The following is a 25,375-nucleotide window of genomic DNA, read 5'->3' as shown; positions in this document are numbered from 1 at the left end:
TACCATTTCTGTGCAACAGTGTGCAGCCCTGTCATGCCAGGGCTGAGGCCCGTGGCCAGACGTCCTGCGCCGCCCGGCAGTAGCGTTCGATGAACGCTGCCTGCGACGGCATCGTCGCGACCGCCTGCTCCACTGGCTGGCGGATCCGCATCAACAGCGTGCGCAGGTCCGCGTCGCTGATGGCGGCGGCGAGCGGATGCGGGGGGCCCGGCTGGATACCCTGCCCCATCAGCACGCTTGTCCAGGAGTCCACCCGGAAGAGCTCGCCGGGGTCCTGCCATGCATGCGCACGTTCGCGCCAGGCGCGCAGCCGGACCGCAAGCGATTCCGGCAGTTCCATCTCACGACAGGCCTTCCACATCGGCTCGTCGCGCTGGTTGGCGTGGTAGTGCAGGATGATGAAGTCGCGCACGTGCTCCATCTCCTGCCGGCTGACCTCGTTGTACAGGTCCACCAGCGCCGGACTGATGCCGTCGGACGGAAACAGCTGGATCAGGCGCACCACCGCGCTGATGGTCAGGTGGATGCTGGTTGACTCCAGCGGCTCGATGAAACCACTGGCAAGTCCCAGCGCGACCACGTTCCTGTTCCAGGCCTTCAACCGGCGCCCGCTGCGGAACGGCACCAGCCAGGGATCGCGCAGCGGCGGCCCGTCAACGTCACGCAGCAGCTTGGCCTGCGCCTCGTCATCGGACATGTGTCGGCTGGAGAACACCAGCCCGCACCCGACCCGGTGCTGAAGTGCGATATGCCATCGCCACCCGGCTTCGTGCGCGATGGCCCGGGTGTACGGCACCGCCGGGCTGACCGACTCGGTCTGCACCGCGACGGCGCGGTCACTGGGCAACCATTCGTTCCAGTCCTCATAGCCGGTTTGCAGGGTCTGCTCGGTCAACAGGCCGCGGAACCCGGTGCAGTCGATGAACAGATCGCCCTCGATGACCTGCCCGTCTTCCAGCACCAGGGAGGCTACGGCGCCGTCGTGGGCATGTTGCCGGACCTCGCGGATCTTGCCTTCCACCCGGCGCAGCCCGTGGCCTTCGGCTTTGCGGCGCAGGAATTTCGCGTAGAGCCCGGCGTCGAAGTGATAGGCGTAATTGACCTGGGGCTGGGTCTGCAGCGAGAACCTATCTTCCCGCGAGGCCACGCTTTCCAGGCAGAAATCGCCCAGGTCTGACGGCATGCCGCGGCGCAGGCTGTCCAGCCAGAAGTGGTGGAACGGCGTGGCCCAGGTGCCCTGCCCGATCGTGCCGAACGGATGGATGAAACGATCGCCGGGCCGACGCCAGTTCTCGAACGAGATGGAGAGTTTGAACGTGCCGGCGACGGCCTGCAGGAACTCCTGCTCATCGATCTGCAGGAAACGGTGGAACGTGCGGATGGGCGGCACGGTCGACTCGCCGACACCCACCGTACCGATCTGCTCGGACTCCACCAGGGTGATGTCCAGCTGGTCGCGGAACTGATGCGCCAGCGCACAGCCGGCCAGCCAGCCTGCAGTGCCGCCACCGGCGATGACGACCTTGCGGATGCGCCCTTGGGTTGTGTTCGCCACGTTCAATGCGGTACTCCCATCAGCGGTTGAGTCGAGACAGCAACTGGGCGCGCATGCGGCGCGCCTGCGTCTCGTCGAACGGTGCCAGGTCGCCCCGGGCGGCGTCGGGCAGGTGCTGTCCTGCACGCTCACCCGGACCGAATACGTAGTACTCGAAGATCGTTGCCCAGGCCTGCTTCTCGCGCGCAGGCAGATCGCGCACGGCCCACATCGCGTGGTGGAGTGCCGGCAGCGGCGAGGACAAGAAGGCCGGTGAACTGCGCCACCAGTAGTTCACCAGCACATTGAAAGGCGCGAGGCTGCGCACGTGGTGCCACCACAGGCTGGGAATGAAGATCGCATCGCCCGGTTCCAGCTCGGCGGTCTGTGCGCTTGCCAATGCATCGCGGAACCGTGGGTGGCGCGCGAAGTCCGGCTCGTCGAAATCCACCACGCTCACCACCTGCCCGCCCGGGGTGGGTTCCAGCGGCCCCGGATACAGATTGTCGATCTGCTCTGGCGGAAACAGCGTGAACCGGCGCCGGCCCACGGCGCAGCACGCCAGGTTGTCGGGCGTGTCGAAATGGCAGGAGGCGGTCACGCGGTTGCCGATCCAGATGCTCGCCGAAGCGTCGATGCCCTGCCCGGCCAGGCCGGCATCGTTGTGCTGCGTGAACCCGGGCAGTGCCCGATCGATCAGCAAGGACGCGACATAGTAGGTGGGCGGCCGCGGTGCATCGAGGGTGGCTTCAATCTCGGCCAGCACCTGCGTCAACAGCCCACGCCGGACCTCGACGTTCAACCGGGTGAAGTCCTCGTTATAGAACGGGCGCCCCTCGATCTCAGGCCCGCCGAAGGAGTACGGGACCGGCACGCTTGCCTCGAAGCCGCGCAGATAGCCCAGCGCCGCCTGCGTTGAGCGCAGCCCGGCCTGCACCAGCGCCCAGTCGCGCGCGATGCCGCGCAGCACCACCGGTTCGCCTGCGGCCACCAGCGCCTCCAGCGGAAGCGCGCCAGGCTCCAGGCCTTCCAGTGTCCGCATGGCAGTGCCGTCCAGCACCGGTCAGGTCCTGCCCGCCGCAGTGGCGGCATCCTGCAGCCGCAGACGTTTCTGTTTCTCTGCGATCAGGCGTCGCATGTTATGCAGCGACGCCAGCATGAGGTAGGCACCTTCCAGGTAGCCGGCGCGATTGAGTTCGGCCAGTGCGGGACCGTCCAGCTGGGCAAGCAGGTCACGGTCGATGGCGTGCAGGCCGTTGACACCCACCCGGTGCTCCTGGGCGATCTGCACGTCGAGCGTGATCGGTTGAATGAGTCCTTTCGCATCCAGCACGGCAAACATCGCCGCGCCAAAGGCGTGTCCTTCATGGATACCACGCAGCACGCCTGCCATGTGATCCAGATAAGGCGTATTGCCCCCCTGAGGCAGAAATACCGGCTTGCCCTGCAGTGCATTCACGCGCGGGTGATCCAGATCCACGTGCAGCACCGCTTCCTGGGTGAGCGTGCCATCGATCCGGTTCTCCTGGAATCCGATCAGGAACGGCCCCTTGGCGGCCGCCCCGGGCAGGTAGGACGCATTCCATCGGCCGTCCTGCAGGAACAGATTCTCGTGCTGCTCGAACCCGAGCAGGACCACGGACTGCCACTCGCCCGTGGCAGCGTCCTTGCGAAGGAAAATGGGGTATTCCCGCTGCAGTTCGGCGAACTCGCTCGGGTAGGCCGGCACCATGCCGACCGCATCGCCGAACTCGGGCCCGAAGTCGGTGGCCACGCGCAGATCGCGGTGGGCGATGTTGTTGAGCATTTCGTAACGCGGCATGGTGTTCTTCCCACCCCATCAGGACCCTAGAACGGGTGCCGCTGCCAGGGCGGCGCCACCCCCACACGTCAGAACCTGTAACGAACGCCGAGCATGTAACGCGGGCTCTGGTCAGCCAGCTTCACGATCATCTGCGAGGTGCGCGAGCGCCAACGGACATCCTCACCGGTCAGATTGATCGCCTCCAGGCCGAACGACCAGTGATCATCCAGCGTGTAGTTCACGCTCAGATCCCACTGTTCGTACGCTTCCACGTAGTAAGGATTCCGGCTGGCTCCCTGGTTGGCCAGAATCAAATACTGGTCACGCCAGTTCCACGCCAATCGGACCGACCAACCGTATTTTTCGTACATTAGCACGGCGTTTGCGGTGTCACTGAGGCCGGTCAACGCGAACTGATCGATGGCCGGGTCGCCCCCGTTGTTGTAGCCGACATCGCCGTTCACGAGGGTGTAGTTGGCGAGGATGCCAAAGCCGGTATCGCCGAAGAAGTACTGGCCACCCAGCTCCCAACCGTGCAGTTTGGCCTGGTTCTGGTTGATGGGCCGGTTGACGTTGAACGCATAGAGCGGGTCATCACCCTCCCCGTACAGGTCGTAGGCCGCTTCGGTGGCCAGGACCTGCGCGTCGGTACCGTTGTAGGCGCCCAGCCCGGCCGGGTTGTTGCGCAACAGGGCCAGCGCGGTGAACAGGGCCGTATCGTTGGCCGAGCAGGCCGCCGCATTGGCCGCACCGACCTGGGTGATACAGGCGCCGCTGTTGAGGAACGCCAAGGCGGCCTGGGCATCCGGGCCGGCAGTGGGGTCCCTCAGCCCATACAGATTCTCCTGCACGATGGTGTTGCCGATGAAGTTGTTGACGGACTTGTTCCAGTACGTCAACGACACGTAGCTCGCATCGGCGAAGTACCACTCCAGTGCCAGATCGAGGTTGTCGGACTCCAGCGGCTTCAGCTGCGGGTTCTGGGCGGTGCCGCTGGCCCGCGAAGACGGATCGATCAGCACCGAGCCAAACGGTTGCTGTGCGGTCGGGCCTGCATAGAGGTTGCCGATCGGCGCGCGCGCGATGCTCTTGCCGAACGAGACACGCCCCTTCAGGTTGTCCATGAGGTCGATGCTGAAATCGAGGTTGGGCAGGATGTAGCTGTAACTGTTCTTCTCGGTGAACGGCTGTTGCTCATCGGACAACACCACACGGAAGTCGTTGTTGGACTGCCACTCGATGGCCTCCGGGATGGCGATGACCGATGTGGACACCACATCGGTGGTTTCATAGCGTACGCCCAGGCGGGTATTGGTGCGCAGGCCGCCCAGCTCGCCGTCCAGCTCGACCTGGAAATAGGCCGATCTGGTCTTCTCTTCCACCAGGTTATCGGCGGCGCGCTGCGGGCTCACGCCGAGACTGGCGCCATAGTTGTCCGCCGCCCATTGCGCCAGGCGGCCCGCATCGCCGCGCCAGGCGGTGAAGCTGTTGGCATTGAAGTCATTGAACAACCCGACGATGTTGACCGGCTGCAGCAGGTCCATCAGCCCGTTGGCCACATCCCCGTCAACATTGGCCACGCCCCAGTCGCCCAGCGTGCTGTAATTCTCCGCGGCCTGGATGCGGTGGGTGGTCTGCTTGCTCGAGTCCACGCCAAACTGGAAGCGACCCTTGTCGAAGCTCCACTCACCGTCGATGCGACCCTGCTTGATCTCGCTGACCTGGGTCTGCGAATTGATGCGCAGCACCTGCGAGCCGATCTCGCCCGGCACGAAGCCTGGGTTGACCACGCCGTTGGTCTTGGCGAGGGCATCGGCCGTGCTCGGGTACCAGACCTGGGTGCCCACCGGCAAGCCGTTGTTGAAGTTCATTTCCTGCACCCACGACCCACCGCAATGCGGCCCGGTGGTGCAGTTGTTGGTGCCGGCGATGCTGCTGAAGATGGAACCGCCCCCGGTGAGCGGATCGTTCGGCCGGCTTTCGTTCTTTGAATTGTGCGCGTCGAAGGTCAGCTTGAAGCGGTCGGTGACGTTCCACAGGGCATTGAAGCCGAGCGACCCCAGCTTGTATTTCTGCATGCTGCGCTGCTGCTCAAGCCCGAAATCCTTGGTGCCCGCGATCTCACGGATATAGACCGGCGTCGCCACCGCACCGCTGGTGTCGAACGTGACATCGGTGTAGTTGCTGTTCTGCAACCACATGCCCTGTTCGCCACGATTCTCGGTGATCTCGTTCGTCGAATAGGTGTAGTCCAGGGTCAGGGTCACCGCGTCGGTCGGCGCGAACTGCAGCACCGCCTGGCCATTGATGCGCTCACGCTCGAACTCGGAGAACGCATAGCGAAGGTCGTTCGGGCGACCGTACAACGCGCCCACCGCCGGGGCATTGACCACGGTCGGGTTGCCGGGCATCGTGCCGGTCCACGGCTGGATGTTCCAGTAGTTGTTGGTGGCCTGCACCGAGCCACCCTTGCGCTTCTGGTAGCTCGCACTCACGCCGACGCCGAAGGTTTTTTCCGGGTTGCTGTAGCTGAAAATGCCGGACAGTTCAGGCGTCAGGTCGTTGTCGAACGGCTGGCTCTGGTCGGAGACGACCTTGGCACCGGCGCTGGCGACGGTGCCGTCATGATCGAACGGGCGTCCGGTCAGGATGTTGATGGTGGCGCCGATACCGCCACTGGGGACATTGGCCTGGCTGGTTTTGTAGACCTCGATGCCATTGACGGCTTCAGCGGCCAACTGGGCGAAGTTGAAGGCGCGCGTACCCCCGTCGACACCGCCGATGGCGACCTGCCCAGAGGCGCCGAACGCATCCGCGCCCGGCATCTGCCGTCCGTTGAGCGTGACCATGTTGAACTGGGGGCCAAAGCCGCGTGCCGTGACCTGCGCGCCCTCACCATCGCGACGCTCGATGGAGATGCCGGTGATGCGTTGCAGCGATTCGGCCAGGTTGGTATCCGGGAACTTGCCGATATCCTCGGCACTGATGGCATCCACCACGCCGGCCGAGTCGCGTTTGATGTCCATCGCCTGGCTGAGGCTGTTGCGGATGCCGGTGACCTGCACGGTGTCCAGCTGTGTCGGGCTGGGCTGGGCCTGCGCCTGGGCGACGGGCGCAGGGGCAGGCGTTGGCGCGTCCTGTGCAAACGCGGGATTGACGACCAGGACGCCACCGACAAATGTAAACATGGCCCTGGAGGTGAACTTCGCCAGCGTGCGGCTCATGAACGAGCCCCCCGGCCTTGGGTACGACGGAACGTAGAAGCGCTCATGACTCTCCCCTCTGACATAACGATCGAATGGATGTACCGCCCCTCCTGGGGGCACGTACGGGCGATGCCCGTCTTCCACACCGAACATCGCAGCGCGCTGTGCGCTTGCTGCGACTCACACTCGCTTTCAGGCTTGCCAGAACAGCCGCGTGGTAAGGGGGGGTACCCGTTGGCCCTTACCCCGGCCAAGTGGTAGCGCTACCATCACGTCACGGCCGCAGACTAATCATCCGGGGTCGCGCTTGTCATCATGCAGCGCAGCAAAGGAGCGCGTGTCCTGAAAAACAGCCAGAAAGCCGTGCGTCGGAAAGCCAGCGCCATCACCATCGACGACGTCGCAGCGCACGCCGGCGTGTCCGCCATGACGGTGTCGCGCGTCATCAATGGCCATGCGGGGGTGCGTGACGGCAACCGCGAGCGTGTCATGCGCAGCGTGCTCGCACTGGACTACCGCCCCAACCTTGCGGCGAGCGCACTGGCCGCGGCGCAGCACACCTGCATCGCACTGATCTATACCAACCCCAGCTCCAGCTACCTTCGCGAACTGCTGGTCGGGGCCCTGCGGGGGTCGACCCGGGCCGCGGCGCAGCTGATGATCGCGACCTGGGATGAGCTTGGCGCGCAGGCGCGTCGCGAGGCGGCACGGCAACTGTGCAGCAGCGTGGCCGGCGTGATCCTTCCCCCACCCCTGTGTGAGTCGAAGGACATCGTCGACGAATTCCTGCTCGGCGGCATTCCCGTCATCTCCATCGCGTCCAGTCATTTCAGCGACAGGGTGTCCTGTGTGCGCATTGACGACCGCCAGGCAAGCCACGACATGGTGTCGCACCTGATCAGCCAGGGACATACCCGCATCGGCTATATCAAGGGCGATCCGAATCAGACCGCCAGCGCGCACCGCTGGCAGGGCTACCGGGATGCGCTGGCTGGCGCGGGCATCGCGTACGACGCTGCACTCGTCCAGCCCGGCTGCTTCACCTACCGCTCCGGACTGGAGGCGGCCGAGCGGTTGCTGACCCTTCAAACGCCGCCCAGTGCAATCTTCGCCAGCAACGACGACATGGCGTCTGCCGTGGTTTCCGTCGCACATCGTCGCGGACTCGATGTGCCGCGTGATCTGTCGGTGGTGGGCTTCGATGACACCTCGGCGTCGACGATGGTGTGGCCGGAACTGACCACGATCCGTCAACCGGTGGCGGATATGGCGGACACTGCCATCGACATCCTGTTACGCGAGATGCGACGCCCCGCTGCTTCCGCGCGCGGCATCGTCAACCACGTGCTTGCGCACCAGTTGGTCACGCGAGCGTCCGTATCGCGGCCTTTGCCGGACGTTTAGCCGTCTGCCGCGGAGGCAGCCACCTTACAGGCGACGGTCCAGAACCTGGCCCGGCCATCCGTCTATGTTGAAGGTCGACAGCCTTTCGTAACCGCACGATTCGTAGAAACACACCAGGTCGCCACTGCCTCCGCCATAGCAATCCACGCGCAGGTAAGCGACACCCGCGGCACGTGCCTGCTCGTCGGCGAACGCCATCAGCCGGCGGCCGATACCACGCACGCGCGGATCGCGCGAAGCAACCAGCACACGGACATAGACCTCTGGCTCGGTCGCCGCGGGCACGTAAGGCATGGCCTCGCCCAGCGCCAGGAATGCGCGCACCTCGCCCTGCCCTGTTTCAGCCACCCAGGCACCGGGCAGCGCGCAGGCGTCAGCCACCTGGGTGATACGACGTGGAATCGATGACCACGCTTCGCTACCCCACTGCTGTGGGTTGCCGATGGCCGCGAACCAGGCAATCACCTCGTCGAACAACCGCAGCACAGCGGGCGCATCGGTCACGCTGGCGCGACGGATGGTCAGCGCTTCCTTTCCTGGATCAGTCACGCATGTCACTCCTGCCTGGTGGCGCTACGCCACGACCAGCAGTAGTTTGCGGTCATCGGCCGCAGACACCAAGTCTACCGACGTGGTGTTTGCGCGATACTGTGCACCGTTTTCATGAACGCCTGTATGGACAAGGATGTTGAAGCATGTTGAAGCTGCGGCTGGCGCAACGCTGGGAGCGGTTGGGCAATCGTGATGCCGACGTCGGCGTGATGCTGTTGTTCGCACTGCTCGCCGCGTTCTTCGCTTGGGGCGCCTATGCGATGGCCTATCCCGAACACGGCTGCGTGCGGATGGGCAAGGGCAACAGCGGCCCGCTCCAATGCGACCCAGGGGAGCTGATGAAAGAAGCGATTTGGCCGATGTTGCTCAGCGCCCTCAGCGCCTACGCCGTCTTCTTTATTCTGTGGGGCTGGATCAAAGACATGGCGAGGCCGCTGACGCTGGACCGCGAGACGGCCAGCTCTCCTGATACCGATCAGCAAGGCCCATGATGCGGCTGCTCAATTGTGCGTGCGATCGGCGGACATGCCCAGCAGTTGCCCAGTGATCGCCGTCATGCGCCTCATCAGCCGCGGGCCTGCGCAGCCACCGCCGACGCGGCGGCGGAGCCCGCGTCCGCGGCCGTGACATAGGCCAGCAGCGCCGCAGACACCAACACGCCGGCACTGGCCAGGAATGTGCCGGCGAAGCCGACGCTGTCCAGCAGCAGGCCGCCGAGGGTGGAACCCAGCGCGATCGAGCACTGCACCACCGCCACCATCAGCCCCCCGCCCGCTTCGGCGTCGTCGTTGCTGAAGGTGCGCGCCAGCCAGCTCCACCACCCCACCGGTGCCGCGGTGGCCAGCAGGCCCCATGCTGAAAGCAGTGCAGTCGTCGGCCACAGCTGCGGACCCAGCGGAACCAGTGCCGCGGCGATCACCGCCATCAAGGCAGGAACCGTCACCAGCGTGCGGTAGAGCCCGCGCCTGAGGAACGCCCCGATGGCGAGTGTCCCGATCAGGCCGCTTACACCGATGGCCAGCAGCACCAGCGGGACAGTGGCATCACCCGCGTTGGTGACCCGTTCCAGGAACGGTCGCACATAGGTGAACAAGGCAAACTGTCCCATGAAGAAGGCGCCGCACGCGGTCATGCCCAGCGCCACCACCCGCCGCCGGAGCAGCACGAGCACGCCGCGCTGTGGCTGCCTGCGCTCCGCTGCCATGGACGGCAGGCAGGCCCACTGCCACGCCAGCGCGACAGCCGCCACCGGCAGCAGGCACAGGAATGCCCCGCGCCACCCGATCACGCCGCCCAGGTAACTGCCCAGCGGCGCGGCGATCACCGTTGCCAGCGCATTGCCGCCGTTGAAGATCGCCAAGGCACGCGGCACCTGTGCTGCGGGCACCAGCCGCATGGCGGTCGCCGCGGACAGTGACCAGAACCCGCCGATCACCACGCCGATGAGCGCACGGCCGATCATGTAGACCGGATAGTTGGGGGCCAGCGCCACGACCAGACCCGACACCGCCATCAACGCAGTCAGCGTAAGAAGCAACGTTCTGCGGTCGATGGTCCCGGCCAGCCGGGAGATCGACAGGCTGGTCAACACCGCGAAGGCGCCCGAGATGGCAATCCCATAGCCGGCAAGGCCCTCGGTCACGCCAAGGTCCGCGGCCAAGGGTGTAAGCAGGCTCACCGGCATGAATTCGGATGCGATCAACGCGAACACGCACAGCGTCATCGCAAGCACGCCGCCCCAGTTGCCCTTGTCCACGGTGGTGTCGGGACGACTCATTTCCCGGCCAGGCTCTGCTGGAAGAACGTCGTCAGCTTGGCGAACGGAATCAGGTCGGCGCGGTCATACAGGTCCACGTGCCCGGCACCCTTCACCCAGTAAAGCTCCTTCGGTTCGCCGGCCCGCCGATATGCGTCTTCGCTGAACTCACGGGAGTGCGCGGTGTCGCCGGAGATGAAGAGCATCGGCCGTGGCGAAAGGGTCTCGATATCGTTGAACGGATGGAAGTTGATGAACTTGACCAAGCTGCTGAACAGCGGCTGCGTGGTCAGTTCAGGGCGCTCGCCGGCGGCCGCGTAAGCGCCGCGCGGCGTGCGGTAGAAGTCGAAGAATTCGCGCTGCACGTCCGGGGTATCGGGCTCGAGCGTGTTCACGGTCCCGGGCACGTACACGCGCTGCCCGCCCTTGAACTCCACCAGACGCTGCTGCGCGGCCGCCTGGATCACCGCGTTCCGCTGCTCCAGCGATTGCGCATGGTTCAGCCCCTGGCGCACGGCGGCGCCCATGTCATACATGCTGACCGTCGCGATCGCCTTGATCCGCGGGTCGATCTTCGCCGCGCTGATCACGAAGCTGCCGCTGCCACAGATGCCCAGGCCGCCCACCCGTTCCGGGTCCACGAACGACTGCGTGCTCAGGAAGTCCACGGCCGCACTGATGTCGTCCGAATAGATTTCCGGCGATACCAGGTGACGCGGCGTCCCCGCGCTTTCACCCCAGAAGGACAGGTCGATCGCGAGGGTCACGAAGCCCTGTTCGGCCAGCTTCTGCGCGTACAGATGCGAGCTCTGTTCCTTCACCGCGCCCATCGGATGACCGACCACCACGGCCGGCGCGCGGCCGTCGCGTCCCAGACCCTCGGGCCGGTACAGCGTGCCCACCACCTCCATCTGGTACTGGTTCTTGAACCGGACGCGTTCGCCGGTCACCCGGTCGCTCTTGTAGAAATTGTCCGCCCCCGTGGTCCTGGTGGCCGCTGGCGCGTCGGAAGCCCACGCGGAATGTGGAACGAGGTGACTGGCGAGCAGCGCCAGCAGCAGCGTGGTGGGTTTCATGCGGACCGCCTCTGGAGGAGTGAGGACGCCACGATAGGCCCGGGCCGTTACCGCGATAAGCCGGCTGAACGTTGATGCATTGCTGAGTTGAGCTCACAATTGGCCCATGAGCGCAGTGAAGACCAACGACCTGCAAGCCTTCCTGGTGGTGGCGCAGGAGCAGAGTTTCACCAAGGCGGCGGCTCGCCTGGGCGTCACCCCGTCTGCGTTGAGCCATTCGATGCGGCTGCTGGAAGAGCGCCTGGGCATCCGGCTGCTGGCCCGGACCACCCGCAACGTCTCCCCGACCGAGGCGGGTGAGCGCCTGATGCGATCCATTGCCCCGCACTTCGAGGCCATCGGCGCAAGCGTCGAGGCACTCGGCGACCTGCGCGACCGCCCGGCCGGGACGCTGCGGATTTCCTGCACGGACGACTCCATGGAGACCATCATCCGTCCCCGCCTGGCCGGGTTCCTCGCCGAGTATCCGGACATCACGCTCGAGTTTTACGTCGACTACGGTTTCACCAATGTGGTGGAACAGCGCTTCGACGCGGGCATCCGGCTGGGTGAGGCGCTGAGCAAGGACATGATCGCGGTCCGGGTGGGCCCGGATTGGCGGCTGGTCGTGGTGGGGTCTCCCGATTATTTCGAGACGCATTCCAAGCCCAGGAAACCCGCCGACATCACGCGCCACCGTTGCGTGAACATCCGGCACCGCCCGAACGGCGCCATCTATGCCTGGGAATTCGAGGAAAAGGGCAAGGAATTCACCGTGCGTGGCGACGGGCCGCTGGTGTTCAACAGCATGGTCCACGTCATCAATGCCGCACTCGACGGGCTGGGCCTGGCGTATGCGCCCGAGCCGATGGTGGCCGATCACATTGCCGAGGGGCGGCTTGTGGCCGTCCTGGACAAGTGGTGTGTCCCCTTCCCCGGCTATCACCTCTACTATCCGAACCGTCGGCAACCCTCGCCGGCATTCTCGGCGCTGGTCGCGTGGCTCAAACGGGATGCCTAGCGCTCACGCCCATGACCCGTTGAACAGGAAGAATGCGCCCAGGATCCAGACAAGCAGCATCAGTTGCCCGCGCTGCAGACGTCGGCAACGACATGGGAGAATCCATCCTGAGGAAGCTGGGCTGAGCAGCCTATTACCTCAACCGCGATTCAGGTCAATAGCGACGTTTGCAATCGCCGATACGGTGTATGTGACCCCGGTGGCTTCAGCCTGCCGCTTCCAGCTTCCTGCCTGGCATGACAAGCCGCGCGGCGCGCAGGTACCGCACGTACTTGCCAATGAAGATGCCGGTGAAACCGCCCGACAACAGCAGGTAGGCCGCGCGGAAACTGCCATCGGCGCTCAGTGAAGGAGACGCGGAGAGCGCAACCTCGAAGCCGTACTTCACCACAAACGTGAGCAGCAGCAGCGGCAGCAGGCTGTAGTCCGCACTGCGCCACAACCTCCCCGTGGACATGTTGACGGTGAGCGTTGCCCGTCGCAGCAGCATCCAGCCAAGGCCCATGCCCGCACCGATGCCGACCAGCCATTCCCCCCACGCCTCCCAGGAACTACCGAAGCGGTGGCCCAGCGACCAGACTCCCCAAGCGGTAAATAGGGCCGGCACGATCGCCAGTTTCGTGAGCGAGGTTTCTCCGGGTTTCATGGCGGCGACGCCACGGGTGACCAGAAAGACCAGAAGCGCCCAGACCCACACAGGGGTGTTCGAGATGAGGTGCTGCAGCATGATCACGGAGAGTCCTTGAGGGGGTGGGTGCCGGCGATGCAGCACCGTGCGGGAATGGGTTCATTCTCGCTTTGCACCGACCCATCACAAGTGACAGGTGTCAGGCATCAGGAAGTACTCAACTCCTGCGCATCAGAATCATCTTTTCCTGCGACATATCCCGCATCGTGTACGGAATGCCCCCCGTCCCATAACCCGATTCGCGGCGGCCGGCGAAAGGCATCCAGTCCGTGCGGAACGCAGTCGGATCATTGATCATCACGGCCGAGGCATCCAGCCGGTTGGCGGCGCGCATGGCGATGTCGATATCCTGCGCGAACACGCTGGCCTGGAAGGCGGTGGGCAGGGCGTTGGCGCGCGTGATCGCCTCGTCGAAGTCGGTGTAGCGATAGACCGCCACCACCGGGCCGAAGATCTCCTGCGTGGTTACCCGTGCGTCACTGGCCGGATCGAGCAGGACGGTGGGCTGCAACATGGTCTCGGAGAGGCGCTTGCCGCCGGTGGCAAGCTGGGCACCGCCGCTCACCGCTTCGTCAATCCACTCGGCCACGCGGTCGGCCTCGCGTGGCTGGATCAGCGGGCCCACCTCGGTGTCCTTCAGGGTCGGGTCGCCGGTTCGCAGCCGCTCAACGCGCGCGACGAGGGCCTGGGTGAAATCGTCGGCAATGTCGGTGTGGACGAAGATGCGCTGTGTGGACACGCACACCTGGCCGGCGTGGTAGTAGCCGCCCTTGACGATCGGCTCGATGACCTTGGCCAGGTCAGCGCTGCGGTCGACGAGGGCGGGCGCAACCCCGCCATGTTCCAGCGCCGAACGTGCGCCATGTGCCAGCTTGGCGTGCAGCGACCACCCTACCCTCGCCGAACCGATGAAGCTCAGAAAGGCAATGCGCTTGTCGGTGGCCAGCGCCTCGGCCAGGTCATTGCCGTCCGGGAGGAAACTCTGGCACCACGGTTCGGGCAGCCCGGCTTCATGCACCATCGCCACGAAATCCAGGCAGGACAGCGGCGTTGCCGAGGCCGGCTTGATGATGACCGGGCAACCGACCGCGATGGCCGGTGCCACTTGATGGACGATCAGGTTGAGCGGGTGATTGAACGCCGAGATGGCCGCCACGATGCCGATGGGCTCCCGGGTCGTGAACGCCCAGCGGCCCTCGGACGCTGCGGAAAGACCCATCGGGATTTCGCGACCGGCAAAGTTGCGCAGCTCGTCGGCCGCGTTGTGGACGCCATCAATCGCACGTGTGGTCTCGATGATCGCATCCGGGAGCGGTTTGCCGCCTTCGCGTGCAATCTGCAGGGCGAGGTGGTCGCGCTTGGCATCCATCAGGGCGGCAAGCTTGCGCAGGATGGCGATGCGCTGGTGCGGGGCGAGCCAGCCGTCGCGGTTCTTGAAGACCCTCTCGGCAGCACTGAGCTTGCGCTCCAGCGCGGCGGCGGTATCCAGCCCGATCTCTGCGATCGGGGCGCGATCAAAGGCCTGTACGACGGTCAACATCTTGAGCTCCTTGCGAAAGGGTCAGCAGGGGCGATCACGCGCAGCCCACGTCCGGCGTGCGGTTGCGCAGCTCGTCCACCAGCACGCGGGTGTTCTCGGCATAGTCGATCGGCACATCCAGCACGTGGACACCGCCGCCAGCGAAAGCAGCCTCGATCATTGGCACCAGCTCGTCGACTGCGGTCACCCGGCTCCCCTTCGCGCCATACGTCTCGGCATACTTCACGAAATCCGGATTGCCAAAGCGCATGCCGAAATCCTCGAAACCGTCCACAGCCTGCTTCCAGCGGATCATGCCGTAGGCACTATCGTTGAGGATCACTACGACGAGGTTGAGTCCCAGCCGCACGGCGGTTTCCATTTCCTGCGAATTCATCATGAAGCCACCGTCACCGCACACGGCCATGACGCGCCGCTTCGGATACAACATGGCCGCCATCATCGCCGATGGCAGGCCCGCGCCCATGGTGGCCAGCGCGTTGTCGAGCAGCAGCGTGTTGGCGACGTGCGTCCGGTAATTACGGGCGAACCAGATCTTGTACATGCCGTTGTCGAGGCAGACGATGCCGTCGTCGGGCATGGACTGGCGCACGTCATGCACCAACCGTTGCGGCGTGACCGGGAAGCGGTCCTCCTCGGCGCGGTCATTGAGACGGGCCAGGATCTTCTGGCGCAGCTCGATCATGCCGTCGTCAGTCGCCAAGCAGCCTTCCAGCCGCCCGGCCAGAGCATCCACCGAGGCCCCGATGTCGCCCAGGACCTCGATATCGGGGTGATACACCTGCTCCACCGTGGCGGACTGGAAGCTGATATGGATGACCTTGGGGCCGCCGCCGCTCTTCATCAGGAAGGGCGGCTTTTCGACCGTGTCATGGCCGATGGCGATGATCAGATCGGCGCGGGCAACGGCTTCGTGGACATAGTCGCCCTCGGATAGTGCGGCCGTACCCATGTACAGGTTGGAGCCGCCGGTGACGGCGCCCTTGCCCATCTGCGTGTTGAAAAACGGCAGGCCGGTCCGCGCGACGAACGCGGAAAGCGCCTCGGCGAGCCACGGGCGGCTTCCGGCCGCCCCGATCATCACCAGCGGCCGGTTGGCGGCCAGGATGGCCGCTTCTGCGCGGTCGAGCGCTGCAGACGGTGCGACCGGACGCTCCAGTGGATGGACCGGGATGACGGGGATATCTTCGACCTCCTCGCCGGCGACATCCTCCGGGAGCTCCAGATGCACTGGCCCGGGGCGCTCTTCCATGGCCACGCGGAAGGCATCGCGCACGGTGGCCGGAATCGCGGCCGGGCTGACGATCTGACGCGTCATTTTCGTGAGCGGCTTCATCGAGGCCACGATATCCACGATCTGGAACCGTGCCTGCTTGGCGCTCATCACCGGCTTCTGCCCCGTGATGAGAATCATCGGCCACGCGCCGAGGTGGGCATAGGCCGCGCCGGTGGAGAGATTCAGCGCGCCCGGGCCGAGCGTGGCCAGGCATACACCGGGCCTGCCGGTGAGCCGGCCGTGGGTGGCGGCCATGAATGCGGCCGCCTGCTCGTGGCGGGTGAGCACCAGCTCGATGTGCGAGGTCCGGAGCGACTCGAGGAAGTCGAGATTCTCCTCGCCCGGGACACCAAAGATGCGGTCGACGCCTTCGTTCTCCAGCGCCTTGACCAGTAGATCCGAGCCCTTCTGCATTGCTTCGATCCTTGCGGTGAAGTCAGGATCACTATACCCGGGCCGATGTCAGCGCTGCGTTGCCTGTCTGCGGGATGCTGTGCGCCGTTTTTGGTAAGGCCCTGGATGAACAGGGCGGTCGACGCATGGTGGATCTGCGGTTGGCACGTAGCCACGCCCAGGAATGATTGAGCGCCGCGGGTGCCGGTAGATTTACTGCCCTCACCCCGCACGTATTGCGGTTGAGCGCGTAAAGCGCTGTGGCCAGACTCGAGTGACACCCGGTGCCCGCCTTGCGTGGCGACACCGCGTCGCTGCCCGGCAAGCTGCCTCCCGGTCAAGGTCCGATGACCATACGACGTGACACGCCAGACACATTGGACACCCTGTTCGAGATGCTTCGTGCATGTAGACCAACACAGCACATCATGGATAAAACGTGGACACTTCCCGATCTGGTCGCCGAGCAGCATCCGGCGTGACGTGTGCGGGTACGTTCGTGTCACCGCAATCGATCCGCGGCAGCCTGCTCGTGGTCGGTCTGGCTACGTCGGCCCCCTGGTGCGCACTGGCGCAGAGCGTGGGCGCGGCCAGCTGCATTACGGTACCGGCAAGCGTACCCGCCCAGCAGGTCCGCGCGAACGGTACGGTCCAGACGATCGCAAGCGGCACGTACGCGCCGATCACCGCCGGTGCACCGGCCTTCTATGCCGCCAATGCCGGCGTGATCAACGCTACCGGCGCGGTGGCGTTGATCACAAGTGCCGCCAACACAGCGACGGTGTGCTCGACCAACGTGGGCGCGGTGAACTTCCTGGCGGCCGGCTCCACCGTCAGCCGACTGGGTGCCGGGGGTCCTGCTGCCCGCCTGGAGGCAGGCACCACGCTGACCTCGAACGGCACGCGCTTCTACACGACCCTGGCCAACAGCGAAGGCATCCAGGTGGAGGGCGGCGGTTTCACCGGCAGCGGCGATGTCATTGCCACCGGGGTAGTGCTGGGGACGCAACCCGGCAACCCCGCCACCTACGGTCTGCCGGTGGACGCCAGCGGCAATCTCGTCACCGATCCCAGCGCTTACGTGGGCAAGGCCGCAACGGCGGCCCACGGCATCAGTGCCAGTGACGGCACCGTCCGGTTGAATGTGGACAGCGCCGGCATTCCCACGGGTGGCACCACATCGATCCATATCCTGGGCACCGGCGCCGGAGCAACCAATGGCAGCCACGGGTTGCTCGGCGCCAGCGGCGCGCGGTTCGACGTGCATGCGGTGAACATCGTGACCCGCGGCAACAACAACAGTGGTGGACGCTTTAGCACCGGTTCGCGCCTCCAGGCATCCCAACTTTCCATCGATACCACCGGCACCGGCGCGACCGGCCTGGTGTTCGCTGATGGGCAAGGCACCGTGTCCGGGCTGACCATCAACGCCATCGGCACCACCGCGCACGGGCTGTCGGCCGCCGGCACCTCCCAGGTGCAGGTTGATGGGCTGGACATCCGCGTGGCCGGGCAGAATGCGCACGGCGTGCTGGCCGGGAGCGGCAGCACGGTCACACTCGGAGGAGCGCCGGGTATCGTCATCGCTGCGGGGCAGACCGGCAATGCGCTGCGCGCCGAAGGCAGTGGCAGCGCGCTCACGGCAAACGGGCTGCGCCTCTCAACGCTGCTCAACGGTGCCATCGCTGCCCATGCGCTGACCTCAGGCACGCTCACGCTGAGCGGCAGTGCCGTCTACACCTCCGGCATTGCCGGCGGCAACGCGGCGGTTGGTCTGCAGGCAGCCAGCGGCGGCACGGTGGTCAGCCAAGGCAATGTCCTGCTCACAGGCATACAGCTCGGTACCGATCCTTTCGCCGCCAGCTATGGCCTGCCGGTGGATGCCGGTGGCAATGCCACGACCGATCCGGCCGCCTATGTGGCCACCGGCACCACCGGCGCGAATGGTGCGCAGGTGTCGTCCAGCGGCGGCACGCTCCGCCTGGACGTGGCCGCCGACGGGTCACCGCTGGCCACCTCGACGCGGATCGAGACGTTTGGCAACAACAGCACCGGCGTACTGGTCGCCCAGGCCGCCTCGGCGACATCGCGGCTGCAGGCGGCCAACACGGTGATCACCACGCACGGCATCAATGCCAATGCCGTGCTGGTCCAGGGCACGGCCGGCGCCGCCGGACCGCAGGCCACGTTGCTGCGCATGGACACGCGCACCACGGATCTCAATGCCAACGGCGTGTATGGCCAGGCTGGTGCGCAGGTCAGCGTCACCGACAGTACCCTGACCACCTCGGGAAGCGGGGGCGGCATCCGTGCCGATGGCGCGGCAACCCGCATCACTGCGCGCAATCTCTACATCGGCGGCGGTGGCGCGGGTGGCATCGGCCTGAACGCGACGGGCGGCACCATCGACAGCGCCGGCTCCACCATCATCAATGCCGGCCGCCCCGGGATGACGCTCAACGCCAGCGGTGGCACGGCTGGCACGCTGATCTCCAGCGGCGACACCCTCCACACAGGCGTGCTGTTGGGAACCGATCTGGCGCTGCCGACGTTTGGGCGGCCGGTGGATGCCGGCGGCAACGCGGTGACCGATCCAGCCGCATTCGTCCCCTCGGGCATTTCCGGGCATGGCGTATACGTGGGCACGGCCGGCGGCCGGGTCTGGATGAACGTCACTCCGGTGACGGGTCAGGCTGACGGCGCACGCAGCAGCATCACTACGCTGGGCAACGCCAGCGAAGGCTTCAACATCCAGGGCGTGGATACGATCGCGACCCTGGCCAGTGTGAGTGTCTCCACGCGCGGCACCGATTCCATCGGCGCACGCGCGGCGGGTGCCGGGCAGATTCGTACGAGCGGCATGACCGTCACCACCAGCGGGTTGCATGGCTACGGGTTGGCCGCGTATGCCGACAGCCTGCTGACCGCGACGGCAAGCACCATCGCCACCACAGGCGTGCAGGCGCACGGACTGATTGCCTGGGCCGACAATGGGCACCTGCTGCTGAGCGGCGGCAGCCGCGTGACTACCCGTGGTGCGTTGGCCCACGCTGCGGTGGCATGGAACGGCGGCCGGGTGGACGTGGCGGATACCACGCTCGCCACGACCGGTCCCGGCGCAGCGGCGTTGCTGGTCCGTGGCGACCCCGCCCCAGCGTCAGCGTTCGTTACGCAGTCAACGCTATCCGCTGCGGACGGCCCCGGCATAGGCGCCATTGGCGCAGCGCAGATCGACCTGAGCGGTGCGACGGTAGGCGGGCGCGATCTGTGGCTGAAGGTCGGTGCCATCGCCGATTTCGATGGGATGGATGCGGCGGTCCCCGTGCTCCCGCCAGACCTGCCGCCCGATGATCCGGCCGCGCCCTTGCCGATGCCGATGGCGATGCCGATGCAGATGCCGCTGTTGCCGGCCGCCGACACCCCGACCATTGCCAGCATCACCGCGACCGGCAGCGTGCTCACCGGCGCCGCGATCACCCTGCCCGGCAGCCTCTCCAATGTGGCGCTGCACGACACGCTGTGGAATCTGACCGGCAGCTCCACGCTCACCACGCTGCTCAATGATCGCAGCCGGATCGTGTTCGCGGTGCCCGGCGGAGATCCCGCCCAAGTGGCCAGCTACAGAACCCTGACCGTGTCCCGCTACAGCGGCAATGGCACGCTCGCGCTGAACACTTGGCTGGGTGACGATGCCTCCCCTTCGGATCAGCTGGTCGTGGTGGACGGCAGCAGCAGCGGCCCTGGCGCGTTGGAAATCCGCAACAGTGGCGGCCGGGGCGACCTTACGCTCGCCGATGGCATCGGCGTGGTGCAGACAGCCAACGCCACCAGCACGGCAGACAATTTCGCGTTGTCCGTGCCGGTCGTGGCCGGCCCCTACGAGTACTTCCTGTACCGCGGCGGTGCAACCACGCTCTCCGGCCCGGACGTGGAGAACAGCTGGTACCTGCGCTCGGTGATCGATTGCGCGAGCCCGGGTGCACCGGCACCCCCCTGCCCCAGCCCGCCACCCAAGCCGCCACCCGAACCTCCGCCGATACCGCCTGCCCCGTCTCCGCCCCCGGCCTATCGCCAGGAGGTGTCGCTGATCGCGGCCGCACCGGCGATGGCACAGGTGTACGGCCGCACCCTGATCGATACCCTGCACGAACGGGTCGGCGACGAGCAACTACTGCATCAGCGCGGCGACCTGGATACCGAACGCAGTGGATTCAACGGCGCCTGGATGCGCTATCTCGGCCACGACGGCGAACATGATGGTGGCCGGCGCGGCATCTATGGCGATCGCGGCCCCGACTTCGACTACCGTTTCGATGCGTTGCAGATCGGTACCGACCTCTACCGGCGCGTGGATGCCGATGACCGGCGCCGCCGTCACGCCGGTTTCTACCTGGCGTATGGCAAAGGCAAGGGCGAAGTGCGACACAACCTCCTGGATTACCGCTTCCATGCCGGCACGGACCGGTTCAAGGCCGGCTCGGTCGGCGGCTACTGGACAGCGTTCTCCGCCAAAGGCGCCTATATCGACGCCGTGGCCCAGTACACCTGGTATGACATGCGACTGCAGTCCCCGCGCACGTCCGACAGTTTTGTCGATGCCGATGGGCTGGCGCTGTCGCTGGAAGGCGGCTGGCCGTTTTTACTCAACGAGCGCGACGGGTCCTCGGGAGAGGACGGGCGTTGGCGTCTGGAGCCGCAGGCGCAGGTGATCTGGCAACAGATCGACGTCGATGACCTCGATGATCACACCGCGCAGGTGCACTTCAGCGACGGTGACTCGCTGGTCGGGCGCATCGGCGCGCGATTGAATCGCAGCGGCAATGCCTGGCTGCGCGCCAATGTGTGGCACGAATTCCGGGGCACGCCCAGCGCCGCGTTCGCCACCAACAGCGGATACGTACCGTTTGCCGTCGATATGGGCGGCTCATGGGGCGAAGTGGGCATCGGCGGAACCTGGCAGGTCACCCAGACCGGCTACCTCTATGCCGATATCGACTACAGCTGGAGTTTCAACGGCCACGCGACTGCGTGGAACGGCAAGCTGGGCATGCGCTGGAACTGGTAGAAGCTGTGATTCCCACCGGGCAGCTGCAATCCTCCCGTCGCCATTTCTCGGACATCAATGATGTGTTCGTGGACCTGGGAGGGAGCAACTGGGGAACCGTAGAGGGCGGCAAAATGCTTGCCGGCGGAATCGTCGGCCTGTTGATCGTGCCCTGGGCGCGCCAGTACACCTTATGAGTGTCTGCGGCGAGCAAGGCGATACAACACGGTGCCCGCCAGTACCGCGGCCACGGCCCCTGTCAGCGGTACCGATGCCAGCGTTGCATAGCTGATCGTAAGGCTGCCCATGGCGCCCCCGAGCGCGGTGCCCAGGTTGAAGGAGGCGATGTTCAACCCCGCCGCCACCGGGCTGTAGGCGGGAATCAAGCGCTGCGCCTGCTTGAGCAGACGCAGCGTCAGCAGGGTCACGATGCAGAAAAAACAGGTGCCCAGCGCACCGATCAGCAGCAGCATCATGGCCGGCATGCTGGCGAACACGTAGAGCCCGAGCAGATTCAACGCCAACGCGCACAGTGCCAACTGAAGGCTGCGCTCCCCGTCCATCGCGTCGCCCAGCGCGCCCCCGAGCAGATTGCCTGCGATCGCACAGACGCCGAACAACAGCATGCCCAGGCTCAGCCACTGCACGTCCACACCGGTGACGTGCTGCAGATACGGCGAGACGAAGGTGAAGAACGAGAACGTCGCGATGCTCACCAGCGCGCCGATACCGGCCGTCGTCAGGAGCTGGGGATGGATGATGGCCTGGATGCCCTTCCATGCACCGCCGCGGGTCGGGGCCGAGCCGGCAGCTCCCCTCGGCATGCACAACGCCAGGCCCAGCATGCCGACCACGCTGAGGACGCCGATGGACAGGAAGACCACGCGCCACGACCACACGCTGCCCAGATAGGTGCCGATGGGGACGCCGAATGCCAGTGCGAGGGTCAACCCGATCCACACCACCGACAGCGCCCGTCCGGAACGCTGCGGGTCCACTAGCCGGGTCGCCGCGTCGGAGGCGACCGCCATGAAGACCCCGTGGCCGAGGCCGACCACGAAGCGGATGGCCAGCAGTGTGATCAGATTGGGCGAGGCGCTCATCAGCAGGCTGCCCAGCCCGAGCAATGCCGTGGCCAGCAGCAGGATCTGCCGGTCCCGCCAGTGCGCGACCAGGGCGGTGATGAACGGTGCGCCGATGGCCGCGCCCAGTGCATAGGCGGCAATGGCCGTGCCGACGAGGGATATCCGCGCCCCGAGGTCATCGGCAATCGTGGTCAACAATCCCGCGACCACGAACTCGGAGAGGCCGAACGCGAACGCGCACAGGGAAAACACATAGATGGCAGCAGGCATCGCAGGTCCTATACAGCAGAGCTGCGCAAGCCTAGTGCCTGGCCATGTGCGGGTGAAGGACGGTTTACATCCCGCAGCAAGACGCCGCGCGTCTTGTCACCTCAGGGCAGAGAAAGGGTCTGCAGGACTGCCTGTATCAACCGGTCGCGGATCGCGGAGGTCCGGGTCTCGTTCCAGGCCATGAACAGGTCCAGCCGTGACACGTCCTCGGCCGCATCCACCTGGAGCGGCCGGAACACGACGTCCTCGCGCGTTTCCGTCGCCAGCGAAGCGGGCAGCAGCGCGATACCGAACCCCGCAGCCACCAATGCAATCAAGGTCTGGATCTGCCGGCCGTGCTGCACGATGTCGGGCACGAACCCGGCTGTCTGGCACAGGCCGATCAGCTGGTCATGAAATCCTTTGCCGAGTGTCCGGGGCGAGGCGACGAACGCTTCGTTCCTGAGCAATGCCAGGTCGATGCGCGCCTTCGCCGCCAGCGGATGACCGGCCGGCAGCGCGACGCAGATCCGTTCACTCAGCAGCCTTTCCATGCGCAGGTGCGGCGTCGTGGTGCCCGGTGTCCGCATGAAGCCGATATCCGCCTCTCCCTGCTCCAGGGCGTTGACCTGCTCCTGGGTGGTTGCCTCCCGCATCGTGAAGGCGATGCCCGGGTTGAGCTCACGAAAGCGGCGCAGTGCCTGCAGCAACGAAGCATAGGGGGCGATGTTGATGAAGGTGAGCGTCAGGTGGCCCTCCATGCCCTGGGCCACGCGGCGCGTCTGGGCGACGCCCTCCTCCAGCAACTGCACGGTACGGCGCGCGGTCTCAAGAAAGGCTGCACCCGCCGGTGTCAACGCGACGCTGCGAGGGGTGCGCTCGAACAACGGCGCTCCGACGGCGCCCTCCAGCTTGCGGATGGCCTGGCTCAGCGGCGGCTGCGCCATGTGCAGCCGCTCGGCGGCGCGATTGAAGTGCAGCTCCTCGGCCACGGCAATGAACTGTTGGAGCAGGCGGGTCTCTATCACTGAAACACCAGACCTCTGGAATACCGGAATTGAGGGTGTTGAACATGCCAAATCGCTCCGTTGTCGGCAGGCAGGATCACAGCCGCATCCCCAGCCAGATGACCGCTTCCGTCGCGCCGGAGACGATCGGGCTGAGAACCCTCGGCCAGAACGCGCCAGCAGGCGCCTGCTGGAGGGACTGGTCATGATGCTGCTGCTCGTCAGCGATGATCGAGGAGATTGCCGTCACCGCGGCAGGGTCGTGACCCTCCAGCAGGGACAGTTGATGCTCAAGGTGGCGAAGCACCACGCTCTCAACGGCTGTCGTCGTCGCCGCGATGGCCCCGCGGCCCAGCAGGCCAGTCATTGCACCCAGCACGAAGCCGCCGATACCGCAGAGCCAGTAGCTCCTGCAGCGGGCGCGTCCGCGCTGCTCCAGCTCAGCACCGAAAATGGCCCGATGCCGTCGCTCGTGAGAACGGAACTCACGCAGCTCACCCACCCTGTCTGGCGCGGTCAGACGGGCCAGGAGGATCTGCCCGCTGTAGATGCAGATTGCGCCATGCTCACCAGCGTGGTTGACCTTGATGATGCGGTCACCGAGATCGGTGGCGAGCGGTTGCACGACGACGTCCATGTGAGTCCCGATTACACCATGTGATGCCGCCGATCTTAGGGCGGTGGGCGCCTGCCAACAAGCAGCGACGATGGGGCCGGCAACCGCCCTACTTCCTGGCGTCGCGCTCCCTGGCATCTGCTTCCATCAACTCCCGGCGCTGGGCCTCGATCCAGGCATTCCCGGCGGCACGTGCCTGGGCATCGAGTTCCTTGTTCTGCCGGTCGTTTTCCTGGTACTGCGCCCACACCTCGGGCGTGATCGTCTGCAGTTGATGATCGGAGCGCAACTGGATCGAGGGAGATGCCCCCATGGCCACCGTGAAGTTATCGAACAGCCATTGGCGGCGCAGCTCAGGCGAGGCATACAGAAGGTCCGGCTCCGCATAGGTCCGCATCGGAAGTGTCTGCTCGGCGAGGGGCGTGTCGGACGAAATCCTCGCCAGCCTGACGACCAGTCGCTCATGGTCCCGGTCTTTGTGATACAGGGCGGCGATGTCGCCATCGATCCACAGGACGTACCCGTACCCCGCCATGGGATGGACCTGGAACGGGTGTTCACGGATCAGGATGAGATCACTGCGGTCATCGTAGAGCGCCCGCCAGCCCGGGGATGCCGGACGGATGCTGCAGTCGGCGGTCCCTGTCGTGATCTTGTCCAGCGTGGCCCTGCCGCGGCTTCCGGAAAGCCGCGTTGTCCAGCAGCGTGAGCTGTCACGATTGTGCGATGCCAGCAGCACCGCGACTTCGTCCAGCACCACCGCATCGGTATGCACAAACGGGGCGTCTGTGGTGTCAGGATCCTGCAGCAGCGTCGCAAAGTCGTTATCTGACAGCGCACTGCCATTCACGTAAACGGCGTATGTGGTGTGGTGCTGGTACTTGCTGCTGTTGATATCCAGCCTGCTTTCCGTCACGGCCACAACCTTCAGCGTGTCTGACGAGAACACGGTCTCCCGCTTGGTGCGTGCACATCCACCGGTGAGCAGCGCCGCACACAGCAGCGCCGCACAAAGCAGGACGGAACATCTTCTGGCGTGCATCGCGCTGCTGCCTGCGGGTCGGGGATCGGATCCGTGCAAGCATATCCGCTTCGGCCACGGTTACCGGGCAGTACGGCCCCCGAAGGTGCCGCACTGCCCGGCC

19 protein-coding genes are annotated in these 25,375 nt (G+C 65.7%); 5 read left to right on the top strand and 14 right to left on the bottom strand.

What is annotated here, in order from left to right:
* Positions 1 to 31: 31 nt before the first annotated feature.
* From ACE026_RS02155 to ACE026_RS02140, 4 genes are all read right to left on the bottom strand, one after another.
* Positions 32 to 1,561: a tryptophan halogenase family protein gene (locus ACE026_RS02155; protein ID WP_486037551.1), complete on the bottom strand. Its 1,530-nt coding sequence runs from the start codon at positions 1,559 to 1,561 to the stop codon at positions 32 to 34.
* Positions 1,562 to 1,574: 13 nt separating this feature from the next.
* Positions 1,575 to 2,576 carry a cupin-like domain-containing protein gene (locus ACE026_RS02150; RefSeq protein ID WP_486037687.1) on the bottom strand — a complete coding sequence of 334 codons (1,002 nt, stop codon included), beginning with the start codon at positions 2,574 to 2,576 and terminating at the stop codon, positions 1,575 to 1,577.
* Positions 2,577 to 2,597: 21 nt separating this feature from the next.
* Positions 2,598 to 3,356, bottom strand: coding sequence for a SapC family protein (locus tag ACE026_RS02145; RefSeq protein WP_486037550.1), 759 nt, complete (start codon positions 3,354 to 3,356; stop codon positions 2,598 to 2,600).
* A gap of 68 nt (positions 3,357 to 3,424) precedes the next feature.
* Positions 3,425 to 6,562 carry a TonB-dependent receptor gene (locus tag ACE026_RS02140; RefSeq protein ID WP_486037548.1) on the bottom strand — a complete coding sequence of 1,046 codons (3,138 nt, stop codon included), beginning with the start codon at positions 6,560 to 6,562 and terminating at the stop codon, positions 3,425 to 3,427.
* A gap of 297 nt (positions 6,563 to 6,859) precedes the next feature.
* Between ACE026_RS02140 and ACE026_RS02135 the strand changes: the two genes are divergently transcribed.
* Positions 6,860 to 7,948: a LacI family DNA-binding transcriptional regulator gene (locus tag ACE026_RS02135; protein ID WP_486037546.1), complete on the top strand. Its 1,089-nt coding sequence runs from the start codon at positions 6,860 to 6,862 to the stop codon at positions 7,946 to 7,948.
* Between the two features lie 24 nt (positions 7,949 to 7,972).
* Here the strand turns inward: ACE026_RS02135 and ACE026_RS02130 are convergent, their stop codons facing one another.
* Positions 7,973 to 8,497, bottom strand: a complete 525-nt coding sequence (locus ACE026_RS02130; RefSeq protein WP_486037545.1) for a GNAT family N-acetyltransferase — start codon at positions 8,495 to 8,497, stop codon at positions 7,973 to 7,975.
* 146 nt (positions 8,498 to 8,643) lie between these two features.
* Here ACE026_RS02130 and ACE026_RS02125 point away from each other — a divergent pair, with 146 nt between their 5' ends.
* On the top strand, positions 8,644 to 8,991 hold the full coding sequence (locus ACE026_RS02125) for a hypothetical protein (RefSeq protein WP_486037543.1): 348 nt from the start codon (positions 8,644 to 8,646) through the stop codon (positions 8,989 to 8,991).
* 74 nt (positions 8,992 to 9,065) lie between these two features.
* On the opposite strand, the gene ACE026_RS02120 is transcribed toward ACE026_RS02125, so the two are convergent.
* Positions 9,066 to 10,277 (bottom strand): MFS transporter, encoded by a 1,212-nt coding sequence (locus tag ACE026_RS02120; RefSeq protein WP_486037541.1) that lies wholly within the window; start codon positions 10,275 to 10,277, stop codon positions 9,066 to 9,068.
* Positions 10,274 to 11,332, bottom strand: a complete 1,059-nt coding sequence (locus ACE026_RS02115; RefSeq protein WP_486037539.1) for an alpha/beta hydrolase — start codon at positions 11,330 to 11,332, stop codon at positions 10,274 to 10,276. The genes ACE026_RS02120 and ACE026_RS02115 overlap by 4 nt, the downstream gene beginning before the upstream one ends.
* Before the next feature lie 106 nt (positions 11,333 to 11,438).
* Here ACE026_RS02115 and ACE026_RS02110 point away from each other — a divergent pair, with 106 nt between their 5' ends.
* The gene (locus ACE026_RS02110; RefSeq protein ID WP_486037537.1) at positions 11,439 to 12,332 is read left to right on the top strand and encodes a LysR family transcriptional regulator; all 894 of its coding nucleotides are present in this window, start codon (positions 11,439 to 11,441) and stop codon (positions 12,330 to 12,332) included.
* Between the two features lie 205 nt (positions 12,333 to 12,537).
* On the opposite strand, the gene ACE026_RS02105 is transcribed toward ACE026_RS02110, so the two are convergent.
* The 3 genes from ACE026_RS02105 to ACE026_RS02095 all read right to left on the bottom strand — a co-directional run bounded on the left by ACE026_RS02105 (position 12,538) and on the right by ACE026_RS02095 (position 16,250).
* Entirely contained in the window at positions 12,538 to 13,065 is a 528-nt protein-coding gene (locus ACE026_RS02105) for a DUF6622 family protein (protein WP_486037535.1), read from the bottom strand.
* Positions 13,066 to 13,177: 112 nt separating this feature from the next.
* Complete coding sequence (locus tag ACE026_RS02100; protein WP_486037533.1) at positions 13,178 to 14,560, bottom strand: aldehyde dehydrogenase family protein; 1,383 nt, start codon at positions 14,558 to 14,560, stop codon at positions 13,178 to 13,180.
* A gap of 34 nt (positions 14,561 to 14,594) precedes the next feature.
* Positions 14,595 to 16,250: an acetolactate synthase large subunit gene (locus ACE026_RS02095; protein WP_486037531.1), complete on the bottom strand. Its 1,656-nt coding sequence runs from the start codon at positions 16,248 to 16,250 to the stop codon at positions 14,595 to 14,597.
* 478 nt (positions 16,251 to 16,728) lie between these two features.
* Between ACE026_RS02095 and ACE026_RS02090 the strand changes: the two genes are divergently transcribed.
* Both ACE026_RS02090 and ACE026_RS02085 read left to right on the top strand, forming a co-directional pair.
* A complete protein-coding gene (locus ACE026_RS02090; protein WP_486037529.1) occupies positions 16,729 to 21,294 on the top strand; it encodes an autotransporter outer membrane beta-barrel domain-containing protein in 4,566 nt (1,521 codons plus the stop codon).
* Positions 21,258 to 21,470, top strand: coding sequence for a hypothetical protein (locus tag ACE026_RS02085; protein ID WP_486037528.1), 213 nt, complete (start codon positions 21,258 to 21,260; stop codon positions 21,468 to 21,470). Before ACE026_RS02090 ends, ACE026_RS02085 begins: the two co-directional genes overlap by 37 nt.
* On the opposite strand, the gene ACE026_RS02080 is transcribed toward ACE026_RS02085, so the two are convergent.
* From ACE026_RS02080 to ACE026_RS02065, 4 genes are all read right to left on the bottom strand, one after another.
* The gene (locus tag ACE026_RS02080; RefSeq protein WP_486037526.1) at positions 21,465 to 22,628 is read right to left on the bottom strand and encodes an MFS transporter; all 1,164 of its coding nucleotides are present in this window, start codon (positions 22,626 to 22,628) and stop codon (positions 21,465 to 21,467) included. The two genes, ACE026_RS02085 and ACE026_RS02080, sit on opposite strands and share 6 nt — an antisense overlap.
* A gap of 101 nt (positions 22,629 to 22,729) precedes the next feature.
* Positions 22,730 to 23,635, bottom strand: coding sequence for a LysR substrate-binding domain-containing protein (locus ACE026_RS02075; RefSeq protein ID WP_486037524.1), 906 nt, complete (start codon positions 23,633 to 23,635; stop codon positions 22,730 to 22,732).
* 76 nt (positions 23,636 to 23,711) lie between these two features.
* The gene (locus tag ACE026_RS02070; protein WP_486037522.1) at positions 23,712 to 24,251 is read right to left on the bottom strand and encodes a demethoxyubiquinone hydroxylase family protein; all 540 of its coding nucleotides are present in this window, start codon (positions 24,249 to 24,251) and stop codon (positions 23,712 to 23,714) included.
* A gap of 88 nt (positions 24,252 to 24,339) precedes the next feature.
* Complete coding sequence (locus ACE026_RS02065) at positions 24,340 to 25,311, bottom strand: hypothetical protein (protein WP_486037520.1); 972 nt, start codon at positions 25,309 to 25,311, stop codon at positions 24,340 to 24,342.
* Positions 25,312 to 25,375: the final 64 nt, after the last annotated feature.

It is taken from the genome of Stenotrophomonas sp. AGC87 (assembly GCF_057333975.1).
This window is presented reverse-complemented; position numbering and strand designations above follow the sequence as displayed.

Excerpts from the sequence above, each read along its gene's own strand:
- ACE026_RS02135 (WP_486037546.1), top strand. The coding sequence starts at position 6,860 with ATGCAGCGCAGCAAAGGAGCGCGTGTCCTGAAAAACAGCCAGAAAGCC.
- ACE026_RS02100 (WP_486037533.1), bottom strand. The coding sequence starts at position 14,560 with ATGTTGACCGTCGTACAGGCCTTTGATCGCGCCCCGATCGCAGAGATC.
- ACE026_RS02125 (WP_486037543.1), top strand. The coding sequence starts at position 8,644 with ATGTTGAAGCTGCGGCTGGCGCAACGCTGGGAGCGGTTGGGCAATCGT.
- ACE026_RS02145 (WP_486037550.1), bottom strand. The coding sequence starts at position 3,356 with ATGCCGCGTTACGAAATGCTCAACAACATCGCCCACCGCGATCTGCGC.
- ACE026_RS02150 (WP_486037687.1), bottom strand. The coding sequence starts at position 2,576 with ATGCGGACACTGGAAGGCCTGGAGCCTGGCGCGCTTCCGCTGGAGGCG.
- ACE026_RS02070 (WP_486037522.1), bottom strand. The coding sequence starts at position 24,251 with ATGGACGTCGTCGTGCAACCGCTCGCCACCGATCTCGGTGACCGCATC.
- ACE026_RS02080 (WP_486037526.1), bottom strand. The coding sequence starts at position 22,628 with ATGCCTGCTGCCATCTATGTGTTTTCCCTGTGCGCGTTCGCGTTCGGC.
- ACE026_RS02110 (WP_486037537.1), top strand. The coding sequence starts at position 11,439 with ATGAGCGCAGTGAAGACCAACGACCTGCAAGCCTTCCTGGTGGTGGCG.
- ACE026_RS02095 (WP_486037531.1), bottom strand. The coding sequence starts at position 16,250 with ATGCAGAAGGGCTCGGATCTACTGGTCAAGGCGCTGGAGAACGAAGGC.
- ACE026_RS02120 (WP_486037541.1), bottom strand. The coding sequence starts at position 10,277 with ATGAGTCGTCCCGACACCACCGTGGACAAGGGCAACTGGGGCGGCGTG.
- ACE026_RS02140 (WP_486037548.1), bottom strand. The coding sequence starts at position 6,562 with ATGAGCCGCACGCTGGCGAAGTTCACCTCCAGGGCCATGTTTACATTT.
- ACE026_RS02115 (WP_486037539.1), bottom strand. The coding sequence starts at position 11,332 with ATGAAACCCACCACGCTGCTGCTGGCGCTGCTCGCCAGTCACCTCGTT.